Here is a 21,821-nt window from a genome sequence, read left to right as displayed (position 1 = left end):
GGCGGCGAAGCCGTCGCAAAACCTGAAATCGCGTTATACCTGATGCAGCGCGATTTCCGGATTTGGGTCTGCTATGCAGCCCAGCGGGAGCAAGCTCCCTCGCCACAGTTCATTTGTCCCTGGAGAAACCCCAATGAGCACCACCGGCCTCAATCCCGTCATCACCCTCGAAGAACTCCCCGGTTGCCTGCTGGTGAAATTCCACGGCATCCAGGTCGCGGCGTCCTCGCATGTGCTGGTGCTCCATGAGGCCAACTACCCGCCGGTGTACTACGTGCCCCGCGAAGACATCGACGAGAAATACTTCGCCCGCACCGACCACACCAGTTACTGCCCGTACAAGGGCGATGCCAATTACTTCAGCCTGCAAGTGCCGGGGCATGAGGGGGCGAATGCGGTGTGGACGTACGAGAAACCGAAGATCTCGGTCGATGCGATCAAGAACTATGTGGCGTTTTATCCGGATCAGGTGAAGTTTGAAGTGATCAAGGCTGACGCTTAGTTACTGGAGGAAGAGATTTAATTGTGGCGAGGGGATTCATCCCCGATGGACTACGTAGTAGTCCCCTTTTTCACGGGGGGCGCTACGCACCCCATCGGGGATAAATCCCCTCGCCACAGGTTTTTTTACCAAAGGATCATGTTTCAGATTCAGTTCTTATCGAGATCGATATTCTTCGTCTCCCGCAGACAAATCATCCCCACCACCAGGCTCACCCCGGTAATCAGCACCGGGTACCACAGCCCATAGAAAATATCCCCGGTGTACACCACCAGCGCGAACGACACCGTTGGCAGGAAACCGCCGAACCAGCCGTTGCCGATGTGATACGGCAGGGACATCGAGGTGTAGCGGATGCGGGTCGGGAACAGTTCGACCATCAGCGCCGCGAGCGGGCCGTAGCACATGGCCGAGATGATGATCAGTGCGACGATCAGCGCCACGATCATCGGTTTGTTGATCTGTTGCAGGTCGGCCTGTTGCGGGTAGCCGGCGAGGGTCACCGCGCCGCGCAGGGCCGATTCGTCGTAGCCGTCGATTTTCACGTCGCCGACGCTCACCTGCACGCCGCTGCCCGCCGGGGCGGCGACGCTGGAGTAGGGCAGGCCCTGCTTGACCAGGAAGGTCTTGACCTTGTCGCACGGGCTGTCGAATTTGGCCTTGCCCACCGGGTCGAACTGGAAGGTGCAGGTGGCCGGATCGGCCAGCACGGTGATCGGCGCCTGACGGCTGGCCTGATCGATAGCCGGGTTGGCGTAATGTGCCAGGGATTTGAAGATCGGGAAGTACAGCGCAGTGGCCAGCAGCAGCCCGAGCATCAGCACTGGTTTGCGTCCAACCTTGTCCGACAGCCAGCCGAAAATGATGAAGAACGGCGCACCGATCACCACACTGATGATCAGCAGGCTGTTGGCCACCGCCGGGTCCATTTTCAGGAACTGGGTGAGGAAGAACAGCACGTAGAACTGCGCAGCGTAAAAGGTCACCGCTTGCCCGGCGTTGATGCTGAACAGCGCGATCAGCACAACCTTGAGGTTCTCCCATTTGCCGAAGGATTCGCGGATCGGCGCTTTCGAGGCTTTGCCTTCTTCTTTCATTTTCAGGTACGCCGGCGATTCGTGCAGGCTCAGGCGGATCCAGGTGGAAATGCCCAGCAGCACGATCGACAGCAGGAACGGAATGCGCCAGCCCCAGACTTCAAACTGATCGCCAGTGAAGTAGCGGCAACCGAGCACCACCAGCAACGACAGCAGCAGGCCGAGGGTCGCGGTGGACTGAATCCAGCTGGTGTGGAAACCGCGTTTGCCGATTGGCGCGTGTTCCGCCACATAGGTCGCAGCGCCGCCGTATTCGCCGCCCAGCGCCAGGCCCTGAAGCATGCGCAGCACCACCAGAATGATCGGCGCGGCAATGCCGATGCTGGCGTAGGTCGGCAACAGGCCGACGCAGAACGTGGCGATACCCATCAGGATGATCGTGGCGAGGAAGGTGTATTTGCGTCCGATCATGTCCCCCAACCGACCGAACACCAGCGCCCCGAACGGCCGCACGATAAACCCGGCGGCGAAGGCCATCAGCGCGAAGATGAACGCGGTGGTGTCGTTGACCCCGGCGAAAAACTGCTTGCTGATCACCGCCGCGAGGGCGCCGTAGAGAAAAAAGTCATACCACTCGAACACCGTCCCCAGAGACGAGGCGAAGATGACTTTCTGCGTGGCATTGCTGGTGCTGGCGCCGCTCGCGGCGTCCAGCGGCTGAGCGTGTTCTGACATGTCGGTATCCCTCACAGTGATTGTTTTTGTTGTTCCACTGGTGTTGCGTGTCCGGGTGTTGCGCGTTGCCTTGAATGCTGTTGATTCCTGTGGGAGGGGGCTTGCTCCCGAAGGGGCTGTGTCAGTCAAATCATGGGTGAATGACACTCCGCTTTCGCGAGCAAGCCCGCTCCCACATTGGGGGTGTGAACAGGTCCTGAAAGGATCAACTGTGCCGCCTTCTCGGCAATCATCAGCGTAGGCGAACAGGTGTTGCCTGAGGTGATGCGCGGCATGATCGAGGCGTCGGCGATGCGCAGGCCGGGCACGCCATGCACGCGCAATTGCGCGTCGACCACCGCGTCAGCGTCACTGCCCATGCGACAGGTGCCGACCGGATGGAAAATCGTCGTACCGATGCGCGCCGCCGCTTCGTGCAATTGCTCCTCGCTTTGCAGGCTGTCGCCGGGCAGATATTCCACCGGTTTGAACGCTTGCAGGGCCGGGGCGCTGACGATGCGGCGGGTCAGGCGGATCGCGTCGGCGGCCACGCGCAGGTCTTCAGGATGGCTGAGGTAATTGGGTTGAATCAGCGGTGCTTCCTGCGGGTCTGCCGAACGGATGTCGATGCGGCCACGGCTCTGCGGACGCAGATCACACACCGACGCGGTGAACGCCGGAAAGCTGTGCAGCGGCTCGCCAAAACGCTCCAGCGACAGCGGCTGCACGTGGTATTCAAGGTTGGCGGAAGTCTGCTCCGGCCCGGATCGGGCAAACGCCCCGAGCTGGCTTGGCGCCATCGACAGCGGCCCGCTGCGGTCATACAGATAGCGCAGGCCCATGCCCATCTTGCCCCAGACGCTGCCGGCGATCTGATTCAGGGTGCGGGCGTTCTGCAGTTTGTAGATCAGGCGCAGTTGCAGGTGATCCTGCAGATTGCCGCCGACCCCCGGCAGCTCATGAATCACCCCGATGCCGAGGCGTTCCAGTAACGGACGCGGGCCGATCCCGGAGCGTTGCAGAATGCTCGGCGAACCCACGGCGCCAGCGCAGAGGACGATTTCCTTGCGCGCCTTGAAGCTTTTCACCTGGCCTTCGTGACGCGCGCTGACTTTTGAAGCACGGCCGTTTTCCAGCAGCACCCGATCCACTTCAACCCCGGTCAGCACCGTCAGATTGGTCCGCTCGCGAACAGGTTTGAGAAAAGCCTTGGCCGCGTTCCAGCGCACTCCTGATTTCTGGTTGACCTGAAAGTAGCCGCAACCCTCGTTGTCGCCCTGGTTGAAGTCGTCGATGCTGGCGATGCCGCTCTGTTCGGCGGCACTGCGAAACGCGTCGAGAATCGGCCATGACAGCCGCTGTTGCTCGACCCGCCATTCACCCTTGGCACCATGAAATTCAGCGGCGCCGGCAAAATGGTTTTCGCTCTGTTTGAACAGCGGCAGCACGTCGTTCCATGCCCAGCCCGGATTGCCCTCGGCGGCCCAGCCGTCATAGTCGCCAGCCTGGCCGCGCATGTAGATCATGCCGTTGATCGAGGAGCAGCCGCCGAGCACTTTGCCGCGTGGGTAGCTCAAGCTGCGACCTTGCAGGCCGGGTTGCGCTTCGGTCTTGAAGCACCAGTCGGTGCGCGGGTTGCCGATGCAGAACAGGTAACCCACGGGGATGTGAATCCATGCGTAGTTGTCGCGTCCGCCGGCTTCGAGCAGCAACACCCGCTGCTGTTTATCCGCCGACAGTCGATTGGCCAGCAAGCACCCGGCAGGGCCGGCGCCGACCACGATGTAGTCGTATTCTTCAAGGGAAGTCTGCATTCCCTGACCTCGCTTTTTGTTTTTATTGTCGGACACTCTAGTTGTTAGCTTTCGTTAAAAGAATGTTAGTTTTTGCGCAGCCGCTGTGCGTTTTCAAACAGCCCGGATTGACCATAGCTGACAAGGACACCCCATGTTCGACTGGAACGACCTGCGGTTCTTTCTGGAGTTGCAACGCAGCGGCCGCCTGCTCACCGCTGCCCGGCGCTTGAACACCACTCACGCCACCGTGGCCCGGCACATCGAGGCGATCGAAAAAAGCCTCGGCACCGCGCTGTTTGTCCAGCACGCCCAAGGCTATGAAATGACCCCGGCAGGCGAGGCGCTGCTCAAGCACGCCGAAGCCATGGAGAACGTCGCGCTGCTGGCCCAGGAAGAAATCACCCAGTCCACCGCACCGCTGGGCAAGATCCGTGTCGGCGTCACCGAAGGGCTGGGCATCAAGTTTCTCGCCAGCCGGATGATCGGCCTGTTCGAACGTTATCCGGGGCTGGAAGTGGAACTGGTCGCCGTGCCGCGCTTCGTCAGCATCCTCAACCGCGAGGCGGAAATCAGCATTCATCTGGAGCGCCCGGCAGCGGACATGCTGGTCACGCGCAAACTCACCGACTATCGGTTGGCGCTCTACGCCAGCCAACGCTACCTCGACAACGCACCGCCGTTGCGCAGCCGCGAAGACCTCGGGCGGCATGCGTGGATCGGTTATGTCGATGATTTGCTGTTCAGTCAGGAACTGATGTTCCTCAACAGCTTCTGCCGCAGTCCGCGCGTGGTGTTCCATAGCACCAGCGTGATCGCCCAGCAGGAAGCGGCGCGCTCGGGATTGGGCATTGCGGTGTTGCCTTGCTACATGGCCGCGTCGGATCCGGATCTGGTGGCGTTATTGCCGGATGACAGCATCGAGCGCAGTTACTGGATCAGTACCCGGCGCGAGCTGCACAAGTCAGTAAGGTTGCGGGTGGTCTGGGATTATGTCGTCGGCCTTTGCGAGGCGGAGCAGGAGCTGTTGCGCGGCTAGTCCAGCCTCACACAAATCCCCTTGTGGGAGCGGGCTTGCTCGCGAAGGCGGTATGTCTGTGAAGTAGATATCGACTGACACTACGCCTTCGCGAGCAAGCTCGCTCCCACAGGGTTCTGCGGTTGCTGCCGGATGACAGCATCGAGCGCAGTTACTGGATCAGTACCCGGCGCGAGCTGCACAAGTCAGTAAGGTTGCGGGTGGTCTGGGATTATGTCGTCGGTCTTTGCGAGGCGGAGCAAGGCCTGTTGCGCGGCTGATCCTGCCCACACAATTCCCTTGTAGGAGTGAGCCTGCTCGCGATAGCGGTGTATCAGGCGACTTCTGCTTCACAGTCATGCCGCTATCGCGAGCAGGCTCACTCCTACAAGGGATCGCATCTGGGGTTGAATAATATATGGATATCCGTATATTCGGTTTTCCATATGTTCGAGCCCGCCCCTCCATGCTCACCCCCACCGAACTGTTCAAAAGCCTGGCCGATGAAACGCGTGTCCGCGCCACCTTGCTGATTGCCGAGCAGGGTGAGCTGTGTGTCTGCGAGCTGATGTGCGCCCTCGACGACAGCCAGCCGAAAATCAGCCGCCACCTCGCGCAACTGCGCAGCAATGGGTTGTTGCTCGATCGCCGTCAGGGTCAGTGGGTCTATTACCGGCTCAACCCGGATCTGCCGGATTGGGTTCACCAGATCCTCAAGGTCACGGCCACGGCCAACGCCGATTGGCTCAAGGACAATGCCTGTCGCCTGCACAACATGGACGGCCGTCCTGCCCGCGAAACCGCGTGCTGCTGAATTTCAAATATCCCCGGAGCTATCCATGCGTGTCCTGTTCATGTGCACGGCCAACAGTTGCCGCAGCATCCTTTCCGAAGCCATGTTCAATCATCTGGCGCGCGAGGGTTTCGAGGCGGTGAGCGCCGGCAGTTTCCCCAAGGGCCAAGTGTTGCCGCGCAGCCTGACGACGCTGCAACAGGCCGGTATCGCTATCGACGGTTTGTACAGCAAAGGCAACGACGCCTTTGAAGGCAACCCGCCGGACATCGTCATCACCGTCTGCGACAAGGCAGCCGGCGAAACCTGCCCGGTGTACTTCGGCCCGGCGATCAAATGCCATTGGGGGCTGGAAGATCCCTCTGATGTGAGCGGTGACGAGGCCGCAGTGGATGCCGCGTTCCGTGCCACGCTGGCGATCATCGAGCGCCGCTGCGCAACCTTCCTCGGTCTTCCTTTCAAATCACTCAGCCGCGTTGAGCTTCAGCGCGAACTGGATCGCATCGGCTCCCTCTGAGCCGGAGGACATATGTCAGAGCACTTGCCCAATCTTGATCACACGCTGTTCGAAGGCCGGATCACATCACCTTCGCACGAACACAAACCACGCATCCTGCTGCTCTACGGCTCGACCCGCGAACGCTCCTTCAGCCGTCTGCTGGTGGAGGAGGCCGCACGCTTGCTGGAGCACTTCGGTGCCGAGACGCGCATCTTCAATCCGTCCGGTCTGCCGTTGCCGGATGACGCCCCGGTCGACCATCCCAAAGTCCAGGAACTGCGCGAGCTGGTGCTGTGGTCGGAAGGTCAGGTCTGGTGTTCGCCGGAACGCCACGGCGCGATGTCGGCGGTGTTCAAGGCGCAGATCGACTGGATTCCGCTGGAGCTCGGAGCGGTGCGTCCGACTCAGGGCAAAACCCTCGCGGTGATGCAGGTCTGCGGCGGTTCGCAGTCGTTCAACGTGGTCAATCAGTTGCGCGTGCTGGGGCGCTGGATGCGCATGTTCACCATCCCCAATCAGTCTTCGGTGCCCAAGGCCTTTACGGAATTCGACGAGGCGGGGCGGATGAAACCGTCAGCGTTTTATGACCGCGTGGTTGATGTGATGGAGGAGCTGGTGAAGTTCACCGTGCTGCTGCGCGACCGTCAGGATTTTCTGGTGGATCGCTATTCCGAGCGTAAGGAAAGTGCCGAGCAATTGATGGCGCGGGTCAATCAGCGCTCGATCTGAAATGCACAAACCTTCTAGCCTCAACCCGCCAATTGTGGATTACTGGCCCCAGCCCACCACTGTACGCACGCCATGAGCAACTGGATCGACCTTGCCCGCGACCGGGAAACCGGCATCGAAACCCTGCACGCGCATTTCGCCGGGCACGCGCATGCCTACGATCCGCACTGGCACGAAACCTACCTGATCGGCTTCACCGAGCAAGGCGTGCAGCGCTTCAACAGCCGTCGGGCGCGGCATGACAGCACGCCGGGCAAGGTCTTCATGCTTGAACCCGGCGACATCCATGACGGCGATGCGCCGAGCCCGGACGGCTTCACCTATCGCATGCTCTATCTGCAACCGACATGGCTGGAGCAGGCGCTGGACGGTTTGCATATGGGCAGCTACGGCAGCGGCTTGCCGGGGATCGGCAGTGTGCTCAACGATGATCCTGAACTGGCTCGCGCCACGTTGTTTGCCTTCAATGCGCTGCATAAGCAGGACGTGCGCATGGTGCGCGATGTGGCGCTGGATGCCTTGCTCGAGCGACTGGCGATTCATCTGTACCGGCGACCGCAACCCACCGCTGCCAACCGCGCGCCACTGATCGCCCGGCAGGCACGCGATTACCTGGTGGCCTACCACGAGCAAGACATCAGCCTGCAAACCCTGGCCGACGTCTGTGGCACCGACCGCTTTCGCCTGACCCGCGCCTTCAAAGCGGCCTACGGTCTGGCGCCGCACGCGTGGCTGATCCAGCTGCGCCTCAGCCGTGGCCGACAGATGCTCGCCGCTGGCATGCAGCCAGTGGAAGTGGCCAGCCGCCTCGGCTTCGCCGACCAGAGCCATCTGGGCCGCTGGTTCGTGCGCGCCTACGGCATCACGCCGGGCGCCTATCAGCAACGCGCCATCGGCACGTTTCGACGCTGAACAAACGTTCAAGACCACCACGCTGCTCAGCCATCACAGTAGGCCCTGACTTTCTACAGGGCCGTGCCATGCTTGCGTTCATCCTCTTTGCCTTCGTCGCCTCGATCACCCCGGGGCCGACCAACCTGATCGTCCTCAGCACCAGCGCCCGACGCGGCTGGCGGCCGTGCCTGCCGATCATTCTCGGTGCGGGGGCGGGCGCCGCGTCGTTGGTGTGGGTCGCCGGTGCGGGCGCCAGTACGCTGATGCTGCCCGGCGTGCGCCCGGTGATCAGTGCGCTGGGGATGGGCTGGATGCTGTGGCTGGCGTGGCAGATTTTCACCGCGCCGGCCACCGCCATCGATCCCACTGCCGGCGAGGAAAAAGCCGAACTGAGCTTGCTCGGCGCCGCGCTGTTGCAATGGGTCAACCCCAAGTCGTGGATGATGTCGATTGCGGTGATCAGCGTATTTACCGCGCAAGGGCAGGGCTTGAACGCGTTGTGCCTGGCGTTCTTTCTGGTGTCGTTGCCGTGTCTGGCGCTGTGGGCGTTGCTCGGTCGCGGTGCGGCGCGCTGGTTGAGCAATCCGGCGCAGTTGCAGTGGCTGAACCGGATTCTGGCGGTGTTGCTGGTGGTGTCATCCGCCGCTGCGTTGCTGCACAACTGAGCCAAGAGGCATCGACAAGGTGGCGCGCAAGCCGCCCTCAGGCCGGTTGACCAAGGTAATCCGCCCGCCCAGACGCAATGCGATGGTGTTGACGATGGTCAGCCCCAAGCCCGCACCTTGTGTGTTGCCGCGGCTGTAAAAGCGTTCGAACAGACGCGCCCGATCCGCTTCGTCTATTCCCGGGCCCTGATCCTCCACGCTCAGCAGGCACCAGCCCTCGGCCTGGCTCAGTTTGACCGTGATCACGCCGTGCTCCGGCGAGAAGTTGGCAGCGTTGGTGATCAGGTTGCCCAGGGCAATGTCGATCGCAGCGGTACTGGCCATGACGTGGAACGGTTGTTCGCCGTCCTCGAAGGCCAGTTCCAGGTGTTTGCTCAACAGCCACGGCGTCAGTTGCACGAGGCTGTTGCGCACGGTTTCGCTGAGGTCGATGCGTTGCAGCGGCGGCGGGTTGGATTTCGGTTCGAGGCGGGCCATGGTCAGCAACTGGTTGACCAGACGGCTGGTGCGGTCGACGCCGGAAATCAGAAACTGCAACGACTCGCGGCGCTCCTGTTCGGTACCGGCCTCCAGCAGGTTTTGCGCATGCACCCGCAGCACCGCCAGTGGCGTGCGCATCTCGTGGGCGGCGTCGGCGATAAACCGTCGTTCGCGGCCAAGCACTTCTTGAATCTGCGCGAGCATGCGGTTGAGCGCCGCCTGCATCGGTTCCAGTTCGCTGGGCAGCGGCGTCAGTTGCAGCGGCTCCAGCGAGCCGCTGTGTCGGGCGCGCAAGGTTTGCGCCATGTTCGCCAAGGGCCTGAGTCCCCAGCCGATCGCCAGCCAGACCATCGCCGCGAGTATCAGGCTGCCGAGCACGTTCGGCCACAGCGTGTGGCGCACGATGCGATCAACCAGATCGGCGCGCACATCATCGCGTTCGCCGACCCAGATGCGCAGACCGTTCTGCGGGTCTTCGAGCATGAAGGCGCGCCAGTGACGGTTGTTCAAGTCGACCACATCGCTGAAGCCCGGCTTCGTCGGCGGGGCGGTGAACGACGGGGCACTGGCGGTGTGCACCAGCACCTCGTTTTTCGGGTTCCACACCTGGAAGGCGATCTTGCTTTCGTAAGGATGGCCGTCGACGCGTGGCTTGGCTTCGCCGAGCGCCTGATTGAACGCCTGATACAACTGCGAGTGAACCTTGCTCGCCAGCGGCATGCGCATCACGCCTTGCAGCAGGCGAGCGTTTTGCGCCAGTTGCGCGTCGTAGACTTCGGCGATTTCGTGGTTGCTGTCGTGCAGGTTGAACACGCTGAGCACCGCAAGACCGGCGAGCAACAGCCCGATGATCAGCGTCAGCGTACGGCGACGAATCGAGGTCATCGACGCTCCTCCACCAGATAACCCACACCGCGAATGGTGCGGATCAGGTCGGTGGAGAATTTTTTGCGCAGGTGATGGATGTGCACTTCCAGGGTGTTGCTCTCGGCTTCTTCGTTCCAGCCGTAAAGCAACTGGATCAGTTGGTCGCGGGTCATCACCCGGCCCGGCGGCGAGAGCAATTCATGCAGCAACTGATATTCCTTGGGCGTCAGCGCGACAGGTTGACCCTGATAGCTGACCTGCTGGGTGCCGGGGTTGAGGCTGATCCCGGCGTGTTCGATCAGCGCCTGGGCGCGCCCGGCACTGCGACGCAACAAGGCGCGCAGGCGTGCCTTGAACTCATTGAGGTCGAAGGGTTTGACCAGATAGTCGTCGGCGCCGGCGTCCAGCCCGGCGATGCGGTCTTCGGTGGCATCGCGCGCGGTGAGGATCAGCACCGGCAGGTTCGAACCGCTGTCGCGCAGACGACGCAGCACTTCGAGGCCGTCCATGCGCGGCAGGCCCAGATCGAGTACGGCAACGTCAAAGGTTTCACTGAGCAGCGCATGCAACGCGCTGCTGCCATCCTTCAACCAATCGACGGTGTAGCCCTCGCGCCCCAACGCCTGATGAATGCCTTCACCGAGGGCTACGTCATCCTCAATCAGTAATAAACGCACGCGGACTCCTGTCAGTCGAGTTTCTTGTTCACGTCCACCAGCAGGGCGGCGATCTCTTTGCGGCGCCCGGCGTCAGCGGTTTCCCGGCCCGGGCGCGGGGCGGCCTGCTGGGCCTTGAGCAGCGCGACCCTGGCTTCAGCGTAGCGCTTCTGACGGTAGAGGTGATCGCCCCAGAAGTACAGACTGTCGATGCCCTCTGGATTCAGTTGCAGCGCTTGCTTGAGCAGTTGCTCGGCCTTGTCGCTGTCGCCGAAACCGATCGGCCAGCCCGGGACGCGATCATACAGCGCGGCGAGGCTGGTGTAGGCCGAGCCTTGCAAGGCTTTGGGGTCGAGTGTCAGGGCTTTTTCCAGATCGGCCTTGGCGTCCTTGGCCTTGCCCAAGGCACCGAGTCCGCCCTGAGCGCCGGCCCAACTGCTGGTGACGATGCCTTTCCAGATCCACGCTTCGGCCACTGCCGGACGCTGGGTGGTAAAGGCAGTGGCTTCGGACGACAACTGCTCGAACGCGGCGGCGCGCTGTTTTTCTGCCACTTCATATTGGATGTGCGCCCAGCTCTGCTGGATGCCGTTGAGGCGTTGCTGATCGGCAGGTTCCAGCGCCCAGACGCTTTGGCTGAGGGCGGCGAGCAACAGGCATACGGAAAGTCTTTTCATGATTTTGGCGGCTCGTTGTCAGGTTTCTCACTGAGGCGGCGAATCAGCGGCAACTGCTTGCGCAGGCCTCGATCCACCAGATGTGGCAGCAGATTGTTCAGGCGTACGAAGAAGCGCTCCGGCCAGCCCAGATACAGGTCGCGGCGGTCGCCGGCGATCGCGTGGATCACCGCCGAGGCGACGGTTTGCGGGTCATCGACGTTGGCCTTGAGCGCATCGTTCAAGGCTTGCGCCGCCGCACTGTTCATCGAAGTGCGCGTGGCCCGGGGCGCGACGTAAAGCACGTTGACCCGGGTGTCGGCCAGTTCGCGGCGCAGCGCTTCGGAGAATCCGCGCAGGGCGAACTTGGTCGCGCAATAACTGGCGTAACCGGGGTAGCCGATCGAGCCGTAAGTGGAACCGACGTTGACCACCATCGCGCTGTCAGCCTGTTTGAGCAGTGGCAGCAGCAGTTTGGTCAGGCACATCGGTGCGCTGATGTTCACCGCGAGCATTGCGTTGATGTCGCTGTCATCCAGCTGTTCAAGCATGGCGAAATGATTGACCCCGGCCGCGTTGATCAGCAGGTTGATGCCGCCAATGGCTTCGGCGGCGGCCAGCACTTTGCGCCGGTCGCTGAGGAAGGTCAGGTCGGCGGCGACCCAGCACAGCGAATTCGGGTAGCGCTCAAGCAACGGCGCCAGCGCCTGCTCATGCCGCGCCACCGCCAATACCTGGGCGCCGGCGGCGCACAAGGCCTCGGTGATGGCCATGCCGATGCCGCCACTGGCGCCGGTCAACACCACCCGCGCATCACGCAGCTGCATGTTGAGCCTCCGCATCACGCGGCAGGCCACGGAACATGTCGGTGTATAGGCGATAGACGACTTTCGAGGCGTGGATCACTGCTGCCTGATCGTCTGGATCTTCCAGCTTATTCATCAAGCGGCGATAGGTTTGCATGTGCTCGATGTCCAGCGAACCGTGCGAGCTGAGGTAGCTGAACGCGGTGTCCGGCAGCGCCAGACGCTCGCGAATGCTCCCCGCCGCATGGGTGGCCAGGGCGATGCTGGTGCCTTCAAGCACGTTGACCATGCCGAACAGGCCCACCGGATTGCCTCGGGCGATCAGGTCGTAGAGGAAGCTGACCATCAATTCGATCGGCAGCGATGGCTGCCCGTCGCGCACCGCGTTGCGATCACCGCCACACGCGGCGATGTCGTTGAGCACCCACTGTTCATGGCCGTATTCGTCTTCGATGTATTCGCAGACGGCCTTGCGCAGCCACTCCAGCCGTGTCGGCAGGCGCGCGCCGCAGGCCATCATCAACGGCACGGTGTGGCGCACGTGGTAATACGCCTGAGCCAGAAATGCCCGATAGCTTTGCAGGCTGACCTTGCCTTGCAGGGCATCGAGGATGATCGGCAGGTTGAACAGCTCGTGGCGTTCCTGCTGCGTGGCTTCTTGCAGGGTGTCGAAAAAACTCATGATGCGGACTCCTCGGAAACAGCGGATTCAGTCAATTGGGCGTGGTACAGCGCGACAATCGCCTCGCGGCGCGGGCGACCATTGGCGGTGAGCAAACCATTGGTGGCGGTGAACGGTTGCGGCAGGCGCGTCCAGCGGTGCACCTGGGCGTAATCGGGCAAGGCTTCGTTGGCTTCGGCGACCGCTGCCGCCAGCTCCGCGTCGCTGCAATCGGCACGGTGCGGCCAGAGCAAGGCGTGGTTGTGCGGCAGGGCCTCGCCGTAGACGAAAGCCTGGGCAATATGGCGGCGCTGGGTCAGTTCCGACTCGACCCATTCCGGGTTGACGTTGCGCCCGAAACTGGTGACGAACTGGTGCTTCTTACGGCCCTTGAGGTAGAGGAAACCTTCGGGGTCGAACTCGCCCAGATCGCCGCTCGGCCACCATTCATCAGCGTATGGCGCGTCCCCCAGATAACCGAGCAGCGCCGAGCCCTTGATCAGTACTTCGCCGTCTTCGGCCAAGCGCACTTCAACGTGCGGCAGCGGCTGGCCGACGCTACCCGGACGCCGCGCGCCGGGGCGATTGAGGCACACCACCGAGGCGCATTCGGACAAGCCATAACCTTCGAAAACCGGCAGGCCGACACGCTGCGCGCGGTGCAGCAGATCCTCCGAGACCCGCGCACCGCCGACGGCGGCGAAACGCAGTTTTTGTGGATCGAAGGCTTTCTGTTCGGCAGCGCTGACCAGCATCAGCAACAGCTGCGGCACCAGAATCAGACTCTCCGGCGCACGTCCGGCCAGATAACCCAGCAGGTGCGGTACATCGACGCCGCTGGCGCCCTGGATGCCCAAGGTTTTCTGGCTCGGCAGACTCAGCGTCGCACCGGCGTACAGCGCGGCGTAGCAGCCGAGGTTTTCCAGCAGAATCGCCAGCGGCAACAACGCCAGATGATGCTGCGGATCGGTGGATTTGCTCGCTTGATCCAGCTCCCGCGCCACACGCAGCAGACTGTCGGCACTCAGGCACACGCCTTTCGGTGTGCCGGTGGTGCCGGAGGTGAAGGTCAGTTTGGCGGTGCCGGCTGGCAGGCGACTCGGGCCATCGAACGTGCGGCACCAGAACTCGCCGCGCTTTTCGTAACCGGCGGCGAGCAGCTCGGCGTCCAGCTCCGGTTCGGCAATCACCCGTTCGGCCTGGCTCTGTTCCAGACAATGGGCACGTTGCGCGGAGCTGAAAAACGCCGGCAGCGTCACGCAGGTCAAGCCCTCGAACAACACGGCCAGATCCCATAGCATCGCGTCGACGCCGTTATCCAGGGCCAAGGCGATCACCTGCGCCTGTTCGTCGCGCAGGCGCTCCTGGCGATACAGCACCTCGGCGTAAACAGTGGCGTAATCGAGTTTCAGCGTATCGCCCCACAGCGCGGTGCAGTTGTCATTGCGCCGGGCATGGTCGCGCAGGGTTTCCTGGAAGCGTTGCAGTTCAAGCGACATGGCATGCTCCTTCAATCGAGGTCGGCAGTCCCAATCGAGTGAACAGGCCGATATTGCGCAAATGGATGAAGCCGGCGCGGATGTTGCCGACGTGCACCCAAGGCTTGCTTTCGTAATAACTGCCCCAGTGTTGACGCTCGTCACCCAGGCGATCCGGGTCGGCGGCGCATAATGTCACTGGCTTCAGACCGAGCCGATGGAAGCTGTTGACCAGCCCGATGTTGCCGGTGAACGTCACCCATTCCAGGCCGCCCATGGCCAGCAGATAGGTGATGGCGATGATGCTCATGCGTGCGCTGCCGGTGTCGCTGGCGGCGAGGTTGCCGACTTCGACGATGCCAGTGCGATCCACCGGACGATCCGCTGCAGCGCTGATCAACGGTTCGATCGGTTCATCCAGATAGCGCTCGAGAAACAGCGGCTCTTGATGTGCACGACGTACACCGGCCACCGCACACAGCTCACCGTCGCCGTTGTGCATGCCGAACAGCTCGGGCATAAAGTGCCGAATGTCGGCGCCGTGGGCTTTGCGAAAACGCTGCTGGATGAAAGCTTCGAAAGTCTCTCGCAGCGCGTCGTCGGGCAAGGCGCCGGTCAACGTCATCTGCGGCGTTTCGGCTTGACCGAAGCGCAGGGGAAGGGGAATGTTCCAGTCGAAATCGGGCATGGGCAGAACGCCTCCCTCAATGATTTGAGCGCAGTATCGGAGGCGTTTCTTAACGAAGTCTGAAGGTGAAAAAAGGTTAATCAACGGGCAATCTTCAGATTGTCTTAAGACTGCAAGGGCAGGGTGGCACCGTCGGTTCGCCCTGCAACCGGATCGAGACTGTCGAACGAATCGACCGTCACTCACGACAATCACGAGGCGCTTCTTATGACCCGCGACACCGCCGTAACCCGTTATGGAAAACTCTCAATCACCCTGCACTGGCTGATGCTGGCGCTGTTCGTCGGCGTCTATGCCTGTGTCGAAATCAAAGGCTTCATGCCCAAGGGCAGCGAAGCGCGCGGCCTGCTGATGGGCTTCCATGGCCTGTTCGGCGCGAGCATTTTCGTGCTGGTGTGGGTGCGTCTCCTCGGCCGCTTGAGCCCACGCCCGCCGATCACTCCGAAGCCGCCATCCTGGCAGACCGGCATCTCGCACCTGATGCACCTGGCGTTGTACGTGCTGATGATCGCCACGCCGATCCTCGCCTGGCTGATGCTCGCCGCCGCCGACAAACCGTTCCCGTACTTCGGCTTCCACGTCCCGGCACCGGTGGCGATCGACCCGGACTTCGCCAAACAGCTCAAGTACTGGCATGAAACGCTGGGCAGCGCCGGCTACTGGCTGATCGGCTTGCACGCAGCGGCGGGGCTGTTTCACCACTACTGGGTGCGGGATAACACGCTGGTGCGGATGTTGCCGGGTCGCACGGAATAACCCTGACCTCCTTCAACCCCCAATCCCTGCGGGAGCGAGCTTGCTCGCGAAGGCGTCGTGTCAGCCGGCATCATCGCTGACTGACACACTGCCTTCGCGAGCAAGCTCGCTCCCACAGGTTTTTGTGGCGTCTGACAGGACGGGAAAGTTGCCGCAATCGTACTTCGCGTCCACTCTATGACCTGCTGACAAGGAGCGTCCGCCGACCCTCCGTCGTGACCCAAGGGAGCTTGCAGCATGAGCGAAGATAACAAAGTAAAAGGCCCGGCGTCGTACTTCCCCTCCATCGAAAAGAAATACAGCCAGCCCATCGATCACTGGCTGAACCTGCTCGCCGGCATCACCGACAAGAAACACATGGAGCTGGTGGCGTGGCTCAGGGATGAACACGGCATGGGCCACGGCCATGCCAACGCCTTGGTTGCGTATCATCTGGCGGGTAAAAAGTGAGGGCAGGGCAGCGATGAATTTCTCCCACCGGCCAGTGACGGCCGACGACGTCAAAACCCTGTGCGGCTTTCCGCAAGGCGTTCAAGAGTTGTACTTCATGTTTCCGAAAGCGCAGTACCCGCTGACGGAAGAGCAAATGCACACCGCTATCAGCCAGCGCTTCGACTCCACGGCATTTCTGGCCAACGGCGAATTCGTCGGCTTCGCCAACTTCTACCGCGCCGAGCACGACGGCGTCTGCTGCATCGGCAACGTCATCGTCGCGCCTTATGCCCGTGGCCAGGGCGTCGCGCGCTACATCGTCGAAACCATGACTGCTGTCGGCTTTGAAAAGTACGGGGCAAGGGAAGTGCAGCTTTCGTGCTTCAATGAAAACACCGCAGGGTTGCTGCTCTACCCGAAGCTTGGCTTCGTGCCGTTCTCCATCGAAGAACGCGCGGCGCCGGGTGGCAGGCGTGTGGCGTTGATCAACATGACGCGCCACCGAGAATAGTCATCCCCCAATCCCTGTGGGAGCCGGGCTCCCGAGCCTTGCGCGGAAGCTGTGCGAGCTAGCACTCCAGGCGACGCATCAATTGTTGAGGGCTGTGCTAATCCGGGCGTAGTAAATGAATCAACAACAAAGCGAACAAGAATGGACACACTGAAAGAAGACTCGCGAGCAGTAAAGGTGGCAGCGGCTTGGCAGTCGCTGACCAAGCAGATGCTCAATGCAAAAGCGGTGCACCGGATCGAGCATCTGGTTTCCAGGCATCACCCTGTCAACGTACCGTCGAGTGCAGGAGTTTATGCATTCTGGTGGATGGGCTGCCGTAAGCTTCTCATGAGCGCTAATCGGCATATTATTCTCAAGGGGCCGGGAGGCTCTGATGTCGATGTGCGTTACCACGACTGGTGGCCGGCAGACGCACCGTACCCGTGTTTGTATGTCGGTAAGGCGACCGATTTAAAGCGTCGGCTGAGGGAACACCGTTTGCCTGGTACACCTGGTCGCGCGCACCCACCGTTAACCCAGAACAATAAGGCCAAGCCTCGAACAACCTCATGCCAGTTGCGGTTTGGCATCGAACACGTTTTTCCTCGGGAAGCTGATCCCCTGACATTGATAAACAACAACATCGGGTTTTCCTGGTGCGATGACTTTTCGGATAACGCGGTCGCTGAGCGTTTCTTTGCCGAAGACAAACTGGTTGGGCACCTTCGGCCCTGGTTCAACATCGATTCAGAGCGGTGATGTGCGATGAGGGGCTCTTGCCCCTTGTTGAGACTTTTCAAAGGGTTTGATGATGTCAGAAGCAACCTCACGCTTGATCTACCGACGCCCAAAGCCAGCAGACCTGCCCACCGTTTTTACCATTTTCGGCGACCCACAAACCAACCTGTTCAACCCCGCCGGCCCTATGACCGACATCGCTCAAGCCGAAGCACTGCTCGATCGCTGGCTGCAACACTGGGAAACCCACGGCTACGGATGGTGGGCAATCAGCAGCGCACAAGCCCCTGAGCAAATTCTCGGATTCGCCGGCATCGCCGCTCATGACTACCTGAGGAAAACGGTGACCAATCTCGGCTATCGTTTCGCTGTCGAAGCATGGGGCCACGGCTATGCAACAGAGGCCGCACAAACCGCGCTAACCCACGCCTTCGACCATCTCGGGTTGCCTGAAGTGTTCGGCTTGGTCAGGCCGGATCATGTGGCCTCGATCCGCGTTCTTGAGAAAATCGGCATGCGCCGTATCGATGAGTTAGACGACGTACCGGGCAAAGCACCAAGTCTGATATTCCGCATCAAGCGGGACGACATTTGAACAAGGCACGTCATTCGAAACGCGTCCCCTGTAGGAGTGAGCCTGCTCGCGATGGCGCCCGCACAAGCGACACCGCACTCTATCCATAAAAGCCATCAACCAACCACCCAATCACTCAAACCTCCTCACCTCTAAGCTGACGACTCATCAGATCACAACTCGCCGACCACGACGTCAGCCACTCCGGCATCTCGGGTGACTGCTCAGGCAGCCCCAACTCTCTGACAAACTCACCCGGCGCAATCGTGCCTTTCGCCGAACGAAACAGCCCACGCATGACCACCACGCCGATGACCCGTCCCTTGCTCACGAAGCGATGCTCCATGAAGCTCCATTTGTCGTCCCAGCCAAGCATCCGGCTGTGAATTTCAAACGCTTCAAACAGCTTCAGCTCACGCCGAAATTTACCCCAGGTATCGCCAACGATCGGCAACGCTTTAGCGCGCAACGCCACCCGAAACGCGCCACTGCGCAACACAAAATCCATGCGCCCGACGTCAGCCATGGTGAAGTAGCGACCATTGGTGACGTGCCGATTCAAATCGAGATCCAGCGGCCACACGCGCATGCGGATCACGGTGGATTCCAGCGCATTGACCGGCTTGCGCCACGGCCGGCGAAAAAGCATGCAGAGCAATCGAAACCACAGATTCATCAGTACGTCAGCCAGTTGAAAAGAGCGCTGCACTCTAGCGACATGGGGGATGGCGAGGTAGGTGCGTAAATGACTTTTTTGAACGGAACAGTGCATTCCGATCATTGCCGGGTGGGTGCTGGATCGGTAGCCCGTTCAACCGGTGGATAAACAGAAAATATTCGGAATGTTTATATGAAGCCTGCGGTTACCACCGACGCCCTACAACGCCTTGCGCCATCGCCTACGAGTACGCCAGAATCCGCCGGCTTGTGCGTCTAGGGCGCGGGTTCTATCGTCTGTCGGTCGCTGAAAAACAGTGATCGGGTTTGGTAGCCCTGAGTTCTCGTAGATTGCATAAGCATCATGTTCCGCAGTGTCTGTTCGACACGGCTTCATGGTGGTCATGCACAGGGCGTCTTCGGGCGCGCCGGTTTTCTACGTCCCGGTCTACCAACCTGCGCATGGCCGCCACCCTCGTTTGGTAGCGAGAGTGATGGCTCCCTTTTTTGACGTAGGAGCTTCACCATGATCAAACCAACACCCAACCCGCCAGAAACCGACCTCGCATCGCCCTACGAATCCCTCGATTCGAAAAAACTCCACGAAGCCGCCGAACGCGCCCTCGACCATTACCTGTCCCCGGCCACCCAAATCATGGCCAGCCCGCACAAACCCGAACCCATGTACCTCGCCAACCCGAAGTGCGACACCGAATCCCTGCTCGCCAACGCCAGCGAAACCCTCGGCTCCGCCAGCGAAATGCTCAACAACTTCGCCGCCACGCTCGACACCTCCCACCGCAAAACCGCACTGGGCATCGCCCAGGTCGTCATGCTCGGCGAACTCGCCGTAAACCAGGCCCTCGACAACGTCGAAATCGCCCACTAGCCATACCCGTGCGACGAGCCAAACCCTCGTCGCGCCCACCAATTTCAACCGAGCTGGCACACGGCCACGCCTTGCGCCTCCACGCCTCGGCTGTCACCCTTCGGCCCGTTCTTCAAGGATCAGAACAAGGAATCAAGGATTGAGTGGCTACGTTCCCAACCCCCCGAAAAACTACCGCTACGAAGAAGCCAAACCCGTCGATATTCATGCCCAGCGTTGGGCTGAGTATGAGAAGCATGGGAAAGAGCCTGCGCGCGAGCCTGAGAAAATCGGCATTGCGTTGAGGATTGGGGTTTTCTTTGATGGTACTGGTAACAACGCAAACAACTCCGCTGCGGGGTTGCTCTGCGGTGCTCATCATCCCATTGCGCCGCAGGATATCGATGCCAGTTGCAAGCCGTACATGAGTGATCCGGATAGCAGCTACGCCAACGACATCAGCAATGTGCAAAAACTGAGTGAGCTCTATTTCGCACCTCAGAAGGCGGAGGGCGATGGTTCGCACAAGCAAGCATTCCGCATGATTTACGTCGAGGGGATCGGTACCCGGTCAGGTGAAGAGGACAGTAAATTCGGCGCTGGCACAGGTCGAGGTGATACGGGTGTTGCGGGACGTGTCCAGCACTCTTTTGAAGAGATCAAATCGCGTATTGAAGATGTTCTGGATAACAATCCAAACAGTGAAATCACGTCTCTGACTTTCGATACGTTCGGCTTCAGTCGAGGCGCTGCGGCCGCACGGCACTTTGCAAATGAAGTCGTTCGCGGAAAACAGGGCCCCTTAGGGAATATATTCCGCAGCAATGCGAGTGACTTCAGTCGAACCTTCATTGACCAGTACAAAAGCAGTATCAATATGGGATTCATTGGTCTGTTCGACACCGTGCCTTCGATTGCTGGCTGGTCCAATCTGGGGAATGTAAAGAGTCCAGTCGCCACGGGCATCAAGCTCTACCTGGACCGTCGTTTTTTTACTGATGTCGTTCAGCTGTCCGCGCGTGATGAGTATCGGGCAAACTTTGCATTGAGTCGCGTCAAAGCCGATCACCTGGAAATCACTCTTCCAGGTGTGCATTCCGATATTGGTGGTGGCTACCGCGATGAGGTTGAGGAGTGTGTACTCGTCAGTCCGATGCAAACGCTTGAGGTCTCGCAGTTTACCGATGTATCTACCACGTCCATCTATCGGGATGCTGTGTCTTTGAAAAATCAGTGGGTCTCCAAAGGCTGGTCTGAAGACATGCTGGAGATTGTTACTCCTGAGGCGCTTCTCCTACCTGTAGATCAACAAGATCGGCTCAGCCCTCGCAGGAAGCGTGTTTATGCCGCCGTACAACTCAAACGTCCTGTGAGCGGCCTTTTGTCGAGGGTGTACCTGCGAGTGATGTATAGCCTCGCAAAGGAAAAGGGCGTTCGATTCAACGAGATTCCCGGAACGGCCGCTCTGGCGGTGCCCTCAGAACTGCAGGCACTGTGTGATCGATTTGTGGCGGGTGACTACAGCACGACTCAGTATGAGGAGAAATTGCTGAAGTTGAAATACATTCATATGTCCGCTAACTGGAATCATCCACTTGGAAGAAGGGATGGCAGTGGTATCCGAGCCGTCTATATCAACGCACCCACCGAAGACATGATTCGTGTGCAACATCCCCATGTACCTGACTGGACTCTCTGGTAATGAAACTAATCGTCACCTTACTTCTTACTTTGTTCATGACCGGTTGCCAGTCTGCTGATCCGCTCTCGGCCAAAAATGATCCTAAATCCGAATGGTGGGAACTGGCTTTCACTGAGCCCGATTACATGAAGGTTTGGGTGGAAGACAGTTCGGTGCAGGATATTACCGGTAGAGTCTTCTTCAGAACCGGCGGGGGGACTGCTGCTGGCGGAGAACCTGAAGACGGTACTGAGTCTGCCCGCGGCTGGACAGGAGTGGGAGGCAGCGGAAAAAGAGTAGTGGGTGCCGATCTACCCATTCGCATTTATGTCCGATGGCAATCAATCGTCGAGCAGAAAACTTGGCAAGCGTGGGTGGATATCCCTGAGGAGGCCAGACAAATAATGGTGACCTCCACAAATCAACGATGCCCGGAAAGGCCTGAAAGAACAGCGCGTTACATGGCTTCAGTTTATTTGGGGCTCGCTCCGGGTGGTGTTGTTCAGGTGTGGGTGAGGGATTCATGCCACCGACCAATCAAGGTTGCTAGAGCGCAAGGCGAAATCGACCCGCTGGGTCCGGAGCGGGGGAAAAATGGGGGCCGTTATGCCTACCCTGTGAGTGAAAAGGCCAAGCGCTATATCGACAAGTACGGCATTCCGTACGGTAGTTGGTAACAGTCATCT

At 60.4% G+C, this 21,821-nt stretch carries 25 protein-coding genes and 1 pseudogene; 16 read left to right on the top strand and 10 right to left on the bottom strand.

The window, feature by feature from the left end; translation table 11 throughout:
* Positions 1–133 precede the first annotated feature (133 nt).
* Entirely contained in the window at positions 134–502 is a 369-nt protein-coding gene (locus ACOYXI_RS08165) for a DUF427 domain-containing protein (protein WP_098964421.1), read from the top strand.
* 149 nt (positions 503–651) lie between these two features.
* Here the strand turns inward: ACOYXI_RS08165 and ACOYXI_RS08160 are convergent, their stop codons facing one another.
* Entirely contained in the window at positions 652–2,274 is a 1,623-nt protein-coding gene (locus ACOYXI_RS08160) for an MFS transporter (protein ID WP_027611735.1), read from the bottom strand.
* Positions 2,275–2,399: 125 nt separating this feature from the next.
* Positions 2,400–4,067: a GMC family oxidoreductase gene (locus ACOYXI_RS08155; RefSeq protein WP_461674700.1), complete on the bottom strand. Its 1,668-nt coding sequence runs from the start codon at positions 4,065–4,067 to the stop codon at positions 2,400–2,402.
* A gap of 133 nt (positions 4,068–4,200) precedes the next feature.
* Here ACOYXI_RS08155 and ACOYXI_RS08150 point away from each other — a divergent pair, with 133 nt between their 5' ends.
* The 7 genes and pseudogenes from ACOYXI_RS08150 to ACOYXI_RS08120 all read left to right on the top strand — a co-directional run bounded on the left by ACOYXI_RS08150 (position 4,201) and on the right by ACOYXI_RS08120 (position 8,644).
* A complete protein-coding gene (locus ACOYXI_RS08150) occupies positions 4,201–5,085 on the top strand; it encodes a LysR family transcriptional regulator (protein ID WP_134786700.1) in 885 nt (294 codons plus the stop codon).
* 122 nt (positions 5,086–5,207) lie between these two features.
* A pseudogene (locus ACOYXI_RS08145) lies at positions 5,208–5,345 on the top strand (LysR family transcriptional regulator); the annotation flags it as partial.
* A 185-nt stretch (positions 5,346–5,530) separates the two neighbouring features.
* Complete coding sequence (locus tag ACOYXI_RS08140; RefSeq protein WP_095136524.1) at positions 5,531–5,878, top strand: metalloregulator ArsR/SmtB family transcription factor; 348 nt, start codon at positions 5,531–5,533, stop codon at positions 5,876–5,878.
* Positions 5,879–5,903: 25 nt separating this feature from the next.
* Complete coding sequence (locus ACOYXI_RS08135; protein ID WP_103368888.1) at positions 5,904–6,374, top strand: arsenate reductase ArsC; 471 nt, start codon at positions 5,904–5,906, stop codon at positions 6,372–6,374.
* A 12-nt stretch (positions 6,375–6,386) separates the two neighbouring features.
* Positions 6,387–7,085: an arsenical resistance protein ArsH gene (arsH, locus tag ACOYXI_RS08130; RefSeq protein WP_461674699.1), complete on the top strand. Its 699-nt coding sequence runs from the start codon at positions 6,387–6,389 to the stop codon at positions 7,083–7,085.
* Positions 7,086–7,157: 72 nt separating this feature from the next.
* A complete protein-coding gene (locus ACOYXI_RS08125; protein WP_461674698.1) occupies positions 7,158–7,997 on the top strand; it encodes a helix-turn-helix domain-containing protein in 840 nt (279 codons plus the stop codon).
* Between the two features lie 68 nt (positions 7,998–8,065).
* On the top strand, positions 8,066–8,644 hold the full coding sequence (locus tag ACOYXI_RS08120; protein ID WP_282412857.1) for a LysE family translocator: 579 nt from the start codon (positions 8,066–8,068) through the stop codon (positions 8,642–8,644).
* Here the strand turns inward: ACOYXI_RS08120 and ACOYXI_RS08115 are convergent.
* Genes ACOYXI_RS08115 through ACOYXI_RS08085 form a run of 7 tightly spaced genes read right to left on the bottom strand, consistent with a single transcriptional unit; the run spans position 8,615 to position 14,936 of the window.
* Complete coding sequence (locus tag ACOYXI_RS08115; protein WP_461674697.1) at positions 8,615–10,009, bottom strand: sensor histidine kinase; 1,395 nt, start codon at positions 10,007–10,009, stop codon at positions 8,615–8,617. The genes ACOYXI_RS08120 and ACOYXI_RS08115 overlap by 30 nt on opposite strands.
* Entirely contained in the window at positions 10,006–10,668 is a 663-nt protein-coding gene (locus tag ACOYXI_RS08110) for a response regulator (protein ID WP_098964413.1), read from the bottom strand. The genes ACOYXI_RS08115 and ACOYXI_RS08110 overlap by 4 nt, the downstream gene beginning before the upstream one ends.
* An 11-nt stretch (positions 10,669–10,679) precedes the next feature.
* Positions 10,680–11,324 carry a tetratricopeptide repeat protein gene (locus ACOYXI_RS08105; RefSeq protein WP_098964412.1) on the bottom strand — a complete coding sequence of 215 codons (645 nt, stop codon included), beginning with the start codon at positions 11,322–11,324 and terminating at the stop codon, positions 10,680–10,682.
* Positions 11,321–12,130 carry an SDR family oxidoreductase gene (locus ACOYXI_RS08100; protein ID WP_098964411.1) on the bottom strand — a complete coding sequence of 270 codons (810 nt, stop codon included), beginning with the start codon at positions 12,128–12,130 and terminating at the stop codon, positions 11,321–11,323. The genes ACOYXI_RS08105 and ACOYXI_RS08100 overlap by 4 nt, the downstream gene beginning before the upstream one ends.
* Positions 12,117–12,791, bottom strand: coding sequence for a TenA family transcriptional regulator (locus ACOYXI_RS08095; RefSeq protein ID WP_461674696.1), 675 nt, complete (start codon positions 12,789–12,791; stop codon positions 12,117–12,119). Before ACOYXI_RS08095 ends, ACOYXI_RS08100 begins: the two co-directional genes overlap by 14 nt.
* Complete coding sequence (locus ACOYXI_RS08090) at positions 12,788–14,269, bottom strand: AMP-binding protein (RefSeq protein WP_461674695.1); 1,482 nt, start codon at positions 14,267–14,269, stop codon at positions 12,788–12,790. The genes ACOYXI_RS08095 and ACOYXI_RS08090 overlap by 4 nt, the downstream gene beginning before the upstream one ends.
* Positions 14,259–14,936 (bottom strand): thermostable hemolysin, encoded by a 678-nt coding sequence (locus tag ACOYXI_RS08085; RefSeq protein WP_098964408.1) that lies wholly within the window; start codon positions 14,934–14,936, stop codon positions 14,259–14,261. The genes ACOYXI_RS08090 and ACOYXI_RS08085 overlap by 11 nt, the downstream gene beginning before the upstream one ends.
* 207 nt (positions 14,937–15,143) lie before the next feature.
* On the opposite strand from ACOYXI_RS08085, the gene ACOYXI_RS08080 reads away from it, so the two are divergent.
* The 5 genes from ACOYXI_RS08080 to ACOYXI_RS08060 all read left to right on the top strand — a co-directional run bounded on the left by ACOYXI_RS08080 (position 15,144) and on the right by ACOYXI_RS08060 (position 17,950).
* Positions 15,144–15,692 carry a cytochrome b gene (locus tag ACOYXI_RS08080; protein WP_247842382.1) on the top strand — a complete coding sequence of 183 codons (549 nt, stop codon included), beginning with the start codon at positions 15,144–15,146 and terminating at the stop codon, positions 15,690–15,692.
* Positions 15,693–15,929: 237 nt separating this feature from the next.
* Positions 15,930–16,142 carry a DUF4287 domain-containing protein gene (locus tag ACOYXI_RS08075; RefSeq protein WP_098964406.1) on the top strand — a complete coding sequence of 71 codons (213 nt, stop codon included), beginning with the start codon at positions 15,930–15,932 and terminating at the stop codon, positions 16,140–16,142.
* A 13-nt stretch (positions 16,143–16,155) separates the two neighbouring features.
* On the top strand, positions 16,156–16,635 hold the full coding sequence (locus ACOYXI_RS08070; protein WP_098964405.1) for a GNAT family N-acetyltransferase: 480 nt from the start codon (positions 16,156–16,158) through the stop codon (positions 16,633–16,635).
* A 141-nt stretch (positions 16,636–16,776) separates the two neighbouring features.
* Positions 16,777–17,376, top strand: a complete 600-nt coding sequence (locus ACOYXI_RS08065; protein ID WP_098964404.1) for a GIY-YIG nuclease family protein — start codon at positions 16,777–16,779, stop codon at positions 17,374–17,376.
* A 52-nt stretch (positions 17,377–17,428) separates the two neighbouring features.
* Positions 17,429–17,950, top strand: a complete 522-nt coding sequence (locus tag ACOYXI_RS08060; protein ID WP_461674694.1) for a GNAT family N-acetyltransferase — start codon at positions 17,429–17,431, stop codon at positions 17,948–17,950.
* 115 nt (positions 17,951–18,065) lie between these two features.
* Here ACOYXI_RS08060 and ACOYXI_RS08055 read toward each other — a convergent pair whose 3' ends face one another.
* Positions 18,066–18,605 (bottom strand): thioesterase family protein, encoded by a 540-nt coding sequence (locus tag ACOYXI_RS08055; protein ID WP_095136509.1) that lies wholly within the window; start codon positions 18,603–18,605, stop codon positions 18,066–18,068.
* Positions 18,606–19,112: 507 nt separating this feature from the next.
* Between ACOYXI_RS08055 and ACOYXI_RS08050 the strand changes: the two genes are divergently transcribed.
* The 3 genes from ACOYXI_RS08050 (at position 19,113) to ACOYXI_RS08040 (ending at position 21,812) form a co-directional block, all read left to right on the top strand.
* Positions 19,113–19,475 carry a DUF6124 family protein gene (locus ACOYXI_RS08050; RefSeq protein ID WP_003226001.1) on the top strand — a complete coding sequence of 121 codons (363 nt, stop codon included), beginning with the start codon at positions 19,113–19,115 and terminating at the stop codon, positions 19,473–19,475.
* A gap of 139 nt (positions 19,476–19,614) precedes the next feature.
* Positions 19,615–21,156, top strand: a complete 1,542-nt coding sequence (locus ACOYXI_RS08045; protein WP_461674693.1) for a DUF2235 domain-containing protein — start codon at positions 19,615–19,617, stop codon at positions 21,154–21,156.
* Positions 21,156–21,812, top strand: a complete 657-nt coding sequence (locus ACOYXI_RS08040) for a DUF2931 family protein (RefSeq protein ID WP_123586750.1) — start codon at positions 21,156–21,158, stop codon at positions 21,810–21,812. The genes ACOYXI_RS08045 and ACOYXI_RS08040 overlap by 1 nt, the downstream gene beginning before the upstream one ends.
* Positions 21,813–21,821: the final 9 nt, after the last annotated feature.

This window comes from Pseudomonas sp. G3-19, from assembly GCF_054855875.1.
Note: the sequence above shows the minus strand (reverse complement) of the source record. Positions and strands in the feature narration are given on the sequence as shown.

Excerpts from the sequence above, each read along its gene's own strand:
- arsH (WP_461674699.1), top strand. The coding sequence starts at position 6,387 with ATGTCAGAGCACTTGCCCAATCTTGATCACACGCTGTTCGAAGGCCGG.
- ACOYXI_RS08165 (WP_098964421.1), top strand. The coding sequence starts at position 134 with ATGAGCACCACCGGCCTCAATCCCGTCATCACCCTCGAAGAACTCCCC.
- ACOYXI_RS08085 (WP_098964408.1), bottom strand. The coding sequence starts at position 14,936 with ATGCCCGATTTCGACTGGAACATTCCCCTTCCCCTGCGCTTCGGTCAA.
- ACOYXI_RS08040 (WP_123586750.1), top strand. The coding sequence starts at position 21,156 with ATGAAACTAATCGTCACCTTACTTCTTACTTTGTTCATGACCGGTTGC.
- ACOYXI_RS08115 (WP_461674697.1), bottom strand. The coding sequence starts at position 10,009 with ATGACCTCGATTCGTCGCCGTACGCTGACGCTGATCATCGGGCTGTTG.
- ACOYXI_RS08075 (WP_098964406.1), top strand. The coding sequence starts at position 15,930 with ATGAGCGAAGATAACAAAGTAAAAGGCCCGGCGTCGTACTTCCCCTCC.
- ACOYXI_RS08080 (WP_247842382.1), top strand. The coding sequence starts at position 15,144 with ATGACCCGCGACACCGCCGTAACCCGTTATGGAAAACTCTCAATCACC.
- ACOYXI_RS08135 (WP_103368888.1), top strand. The coding sequence starts at position 5,904 with ATGCGTGTCCTGTTCATGTGCACGGCCAACAGTTGCCGCAGCATCCTT.
- ACOYXI_RS08125 (WP_461674698.1), top strand. The coding sequence starts at position 7,158 with ATGAGCAACTGGATCGACCTTGCCCGCGACCGGGAAACCGGCATCGAA.
- ACOYXI_RS08065 (WP_098964404.1), top strand. The coding sequence starts at position 16,777 with ATGGACACACTGAAAGAAGACTCGCGAGCAGTAAAGGTGGCAGCGGCT.
- ACOYXI_RS08055 (WP_095136509.1), bottom strand. The coding sequence starts at position 18,605 with ATGAATCTGTGGTTTCGATTGCTCTGCATGCTTTTTCGCCGGCCGTGG.
- ACOYXI_RS08095 (WP_461674696.1), bottom strand. The coding sequence starts at position 12,791 with ATGAGTTTTTTCGACACCCTGCAAGAAGCCACGCAGCAGGAACGCCAC.
- ACOYXI_RS08120 (WP_282412857.1), top strand. The coding sequence starts at position 8,066 with ATGCTTGCGTTCATCCTCTTTGCCTTCGTCGCCTCGATCACCCCGGGG.
- ACOYXI_RS08140 (WP_095136524.1), top strand. The coding sequence starts at position 5,531 with ATGCTCACCCCCACCGAACTGTTCAAAAGCCTGGCCGATGAAACGCGT.
- ACOYXI_RS08100 (WP_098964411.1), bottom strand. The coding sequence starts at position 12,130 with ATGCAGCTGCGTGATGCGCGGGTGGTGTTGACCGGCGCCAGTGGCGGC.
- ACOYXI_RS08160 (WP_027611735.1), bottom strand. The coding sequence starts at position 2,274 with ATGTCAGAACACGCTCAGCCGCTGGACGCCGCGAGCGGCGCCAGCACC.
- ACOYXI_RS08050 (WP_003226001.1), top strand. The coding sequence starts at position 19,113 with ATGATCAAACCAACACCCAACCCGCCAGAAACCGACCTCGCATCGCCC.
- ACOYXI_RS08155 (WP_461674700.1), bottom strand. The coding sequence starts at position 4,067 with ATGCAGACTTCCCTTGAAGAATACGACTACATCGTGGTCGGCGCCGGC.
- ACOYXI_RS08150 (WP_134786700.1), top strand. The coding sequence starts at position 4,201 with ATGTTCGACTGGAACGACCTGCGGTTCTTTCTGGAGTTGCAACGCAGC.
- ACOYXI_RS08060 (WP_461674694.1), top strand. The coding sequence starts at position 17,429 with ATGTCAGAAGCAACCTCACGCTTGATCTACCGACGCCCAAAGCCAGCA.
- ACOYXI_RS08070 (WP_098964405.1), top strand. The coding sequence starts at position 16,156 with ATGAATTTCTCCCACCGGCCAGTGACGGCCGACGACGTCAAAACCCTG.
- ACOYXI_RS08090 (WP_461674695.1), bottom strand. The coding sequence starts at position 14,269 with ATGTCGCTTGAACTGCAACGCTTCCAGGAAACCCTGCGCGACCATGCC.
- ACOYXI_RS08105 (WP_098964412.1), bottom strand. The coding sequence starts at position 11,324 with ATGAAAAGACTTTCCGTATGCCTGTTGCTCGCCGCCCTCAGCCAAAGC.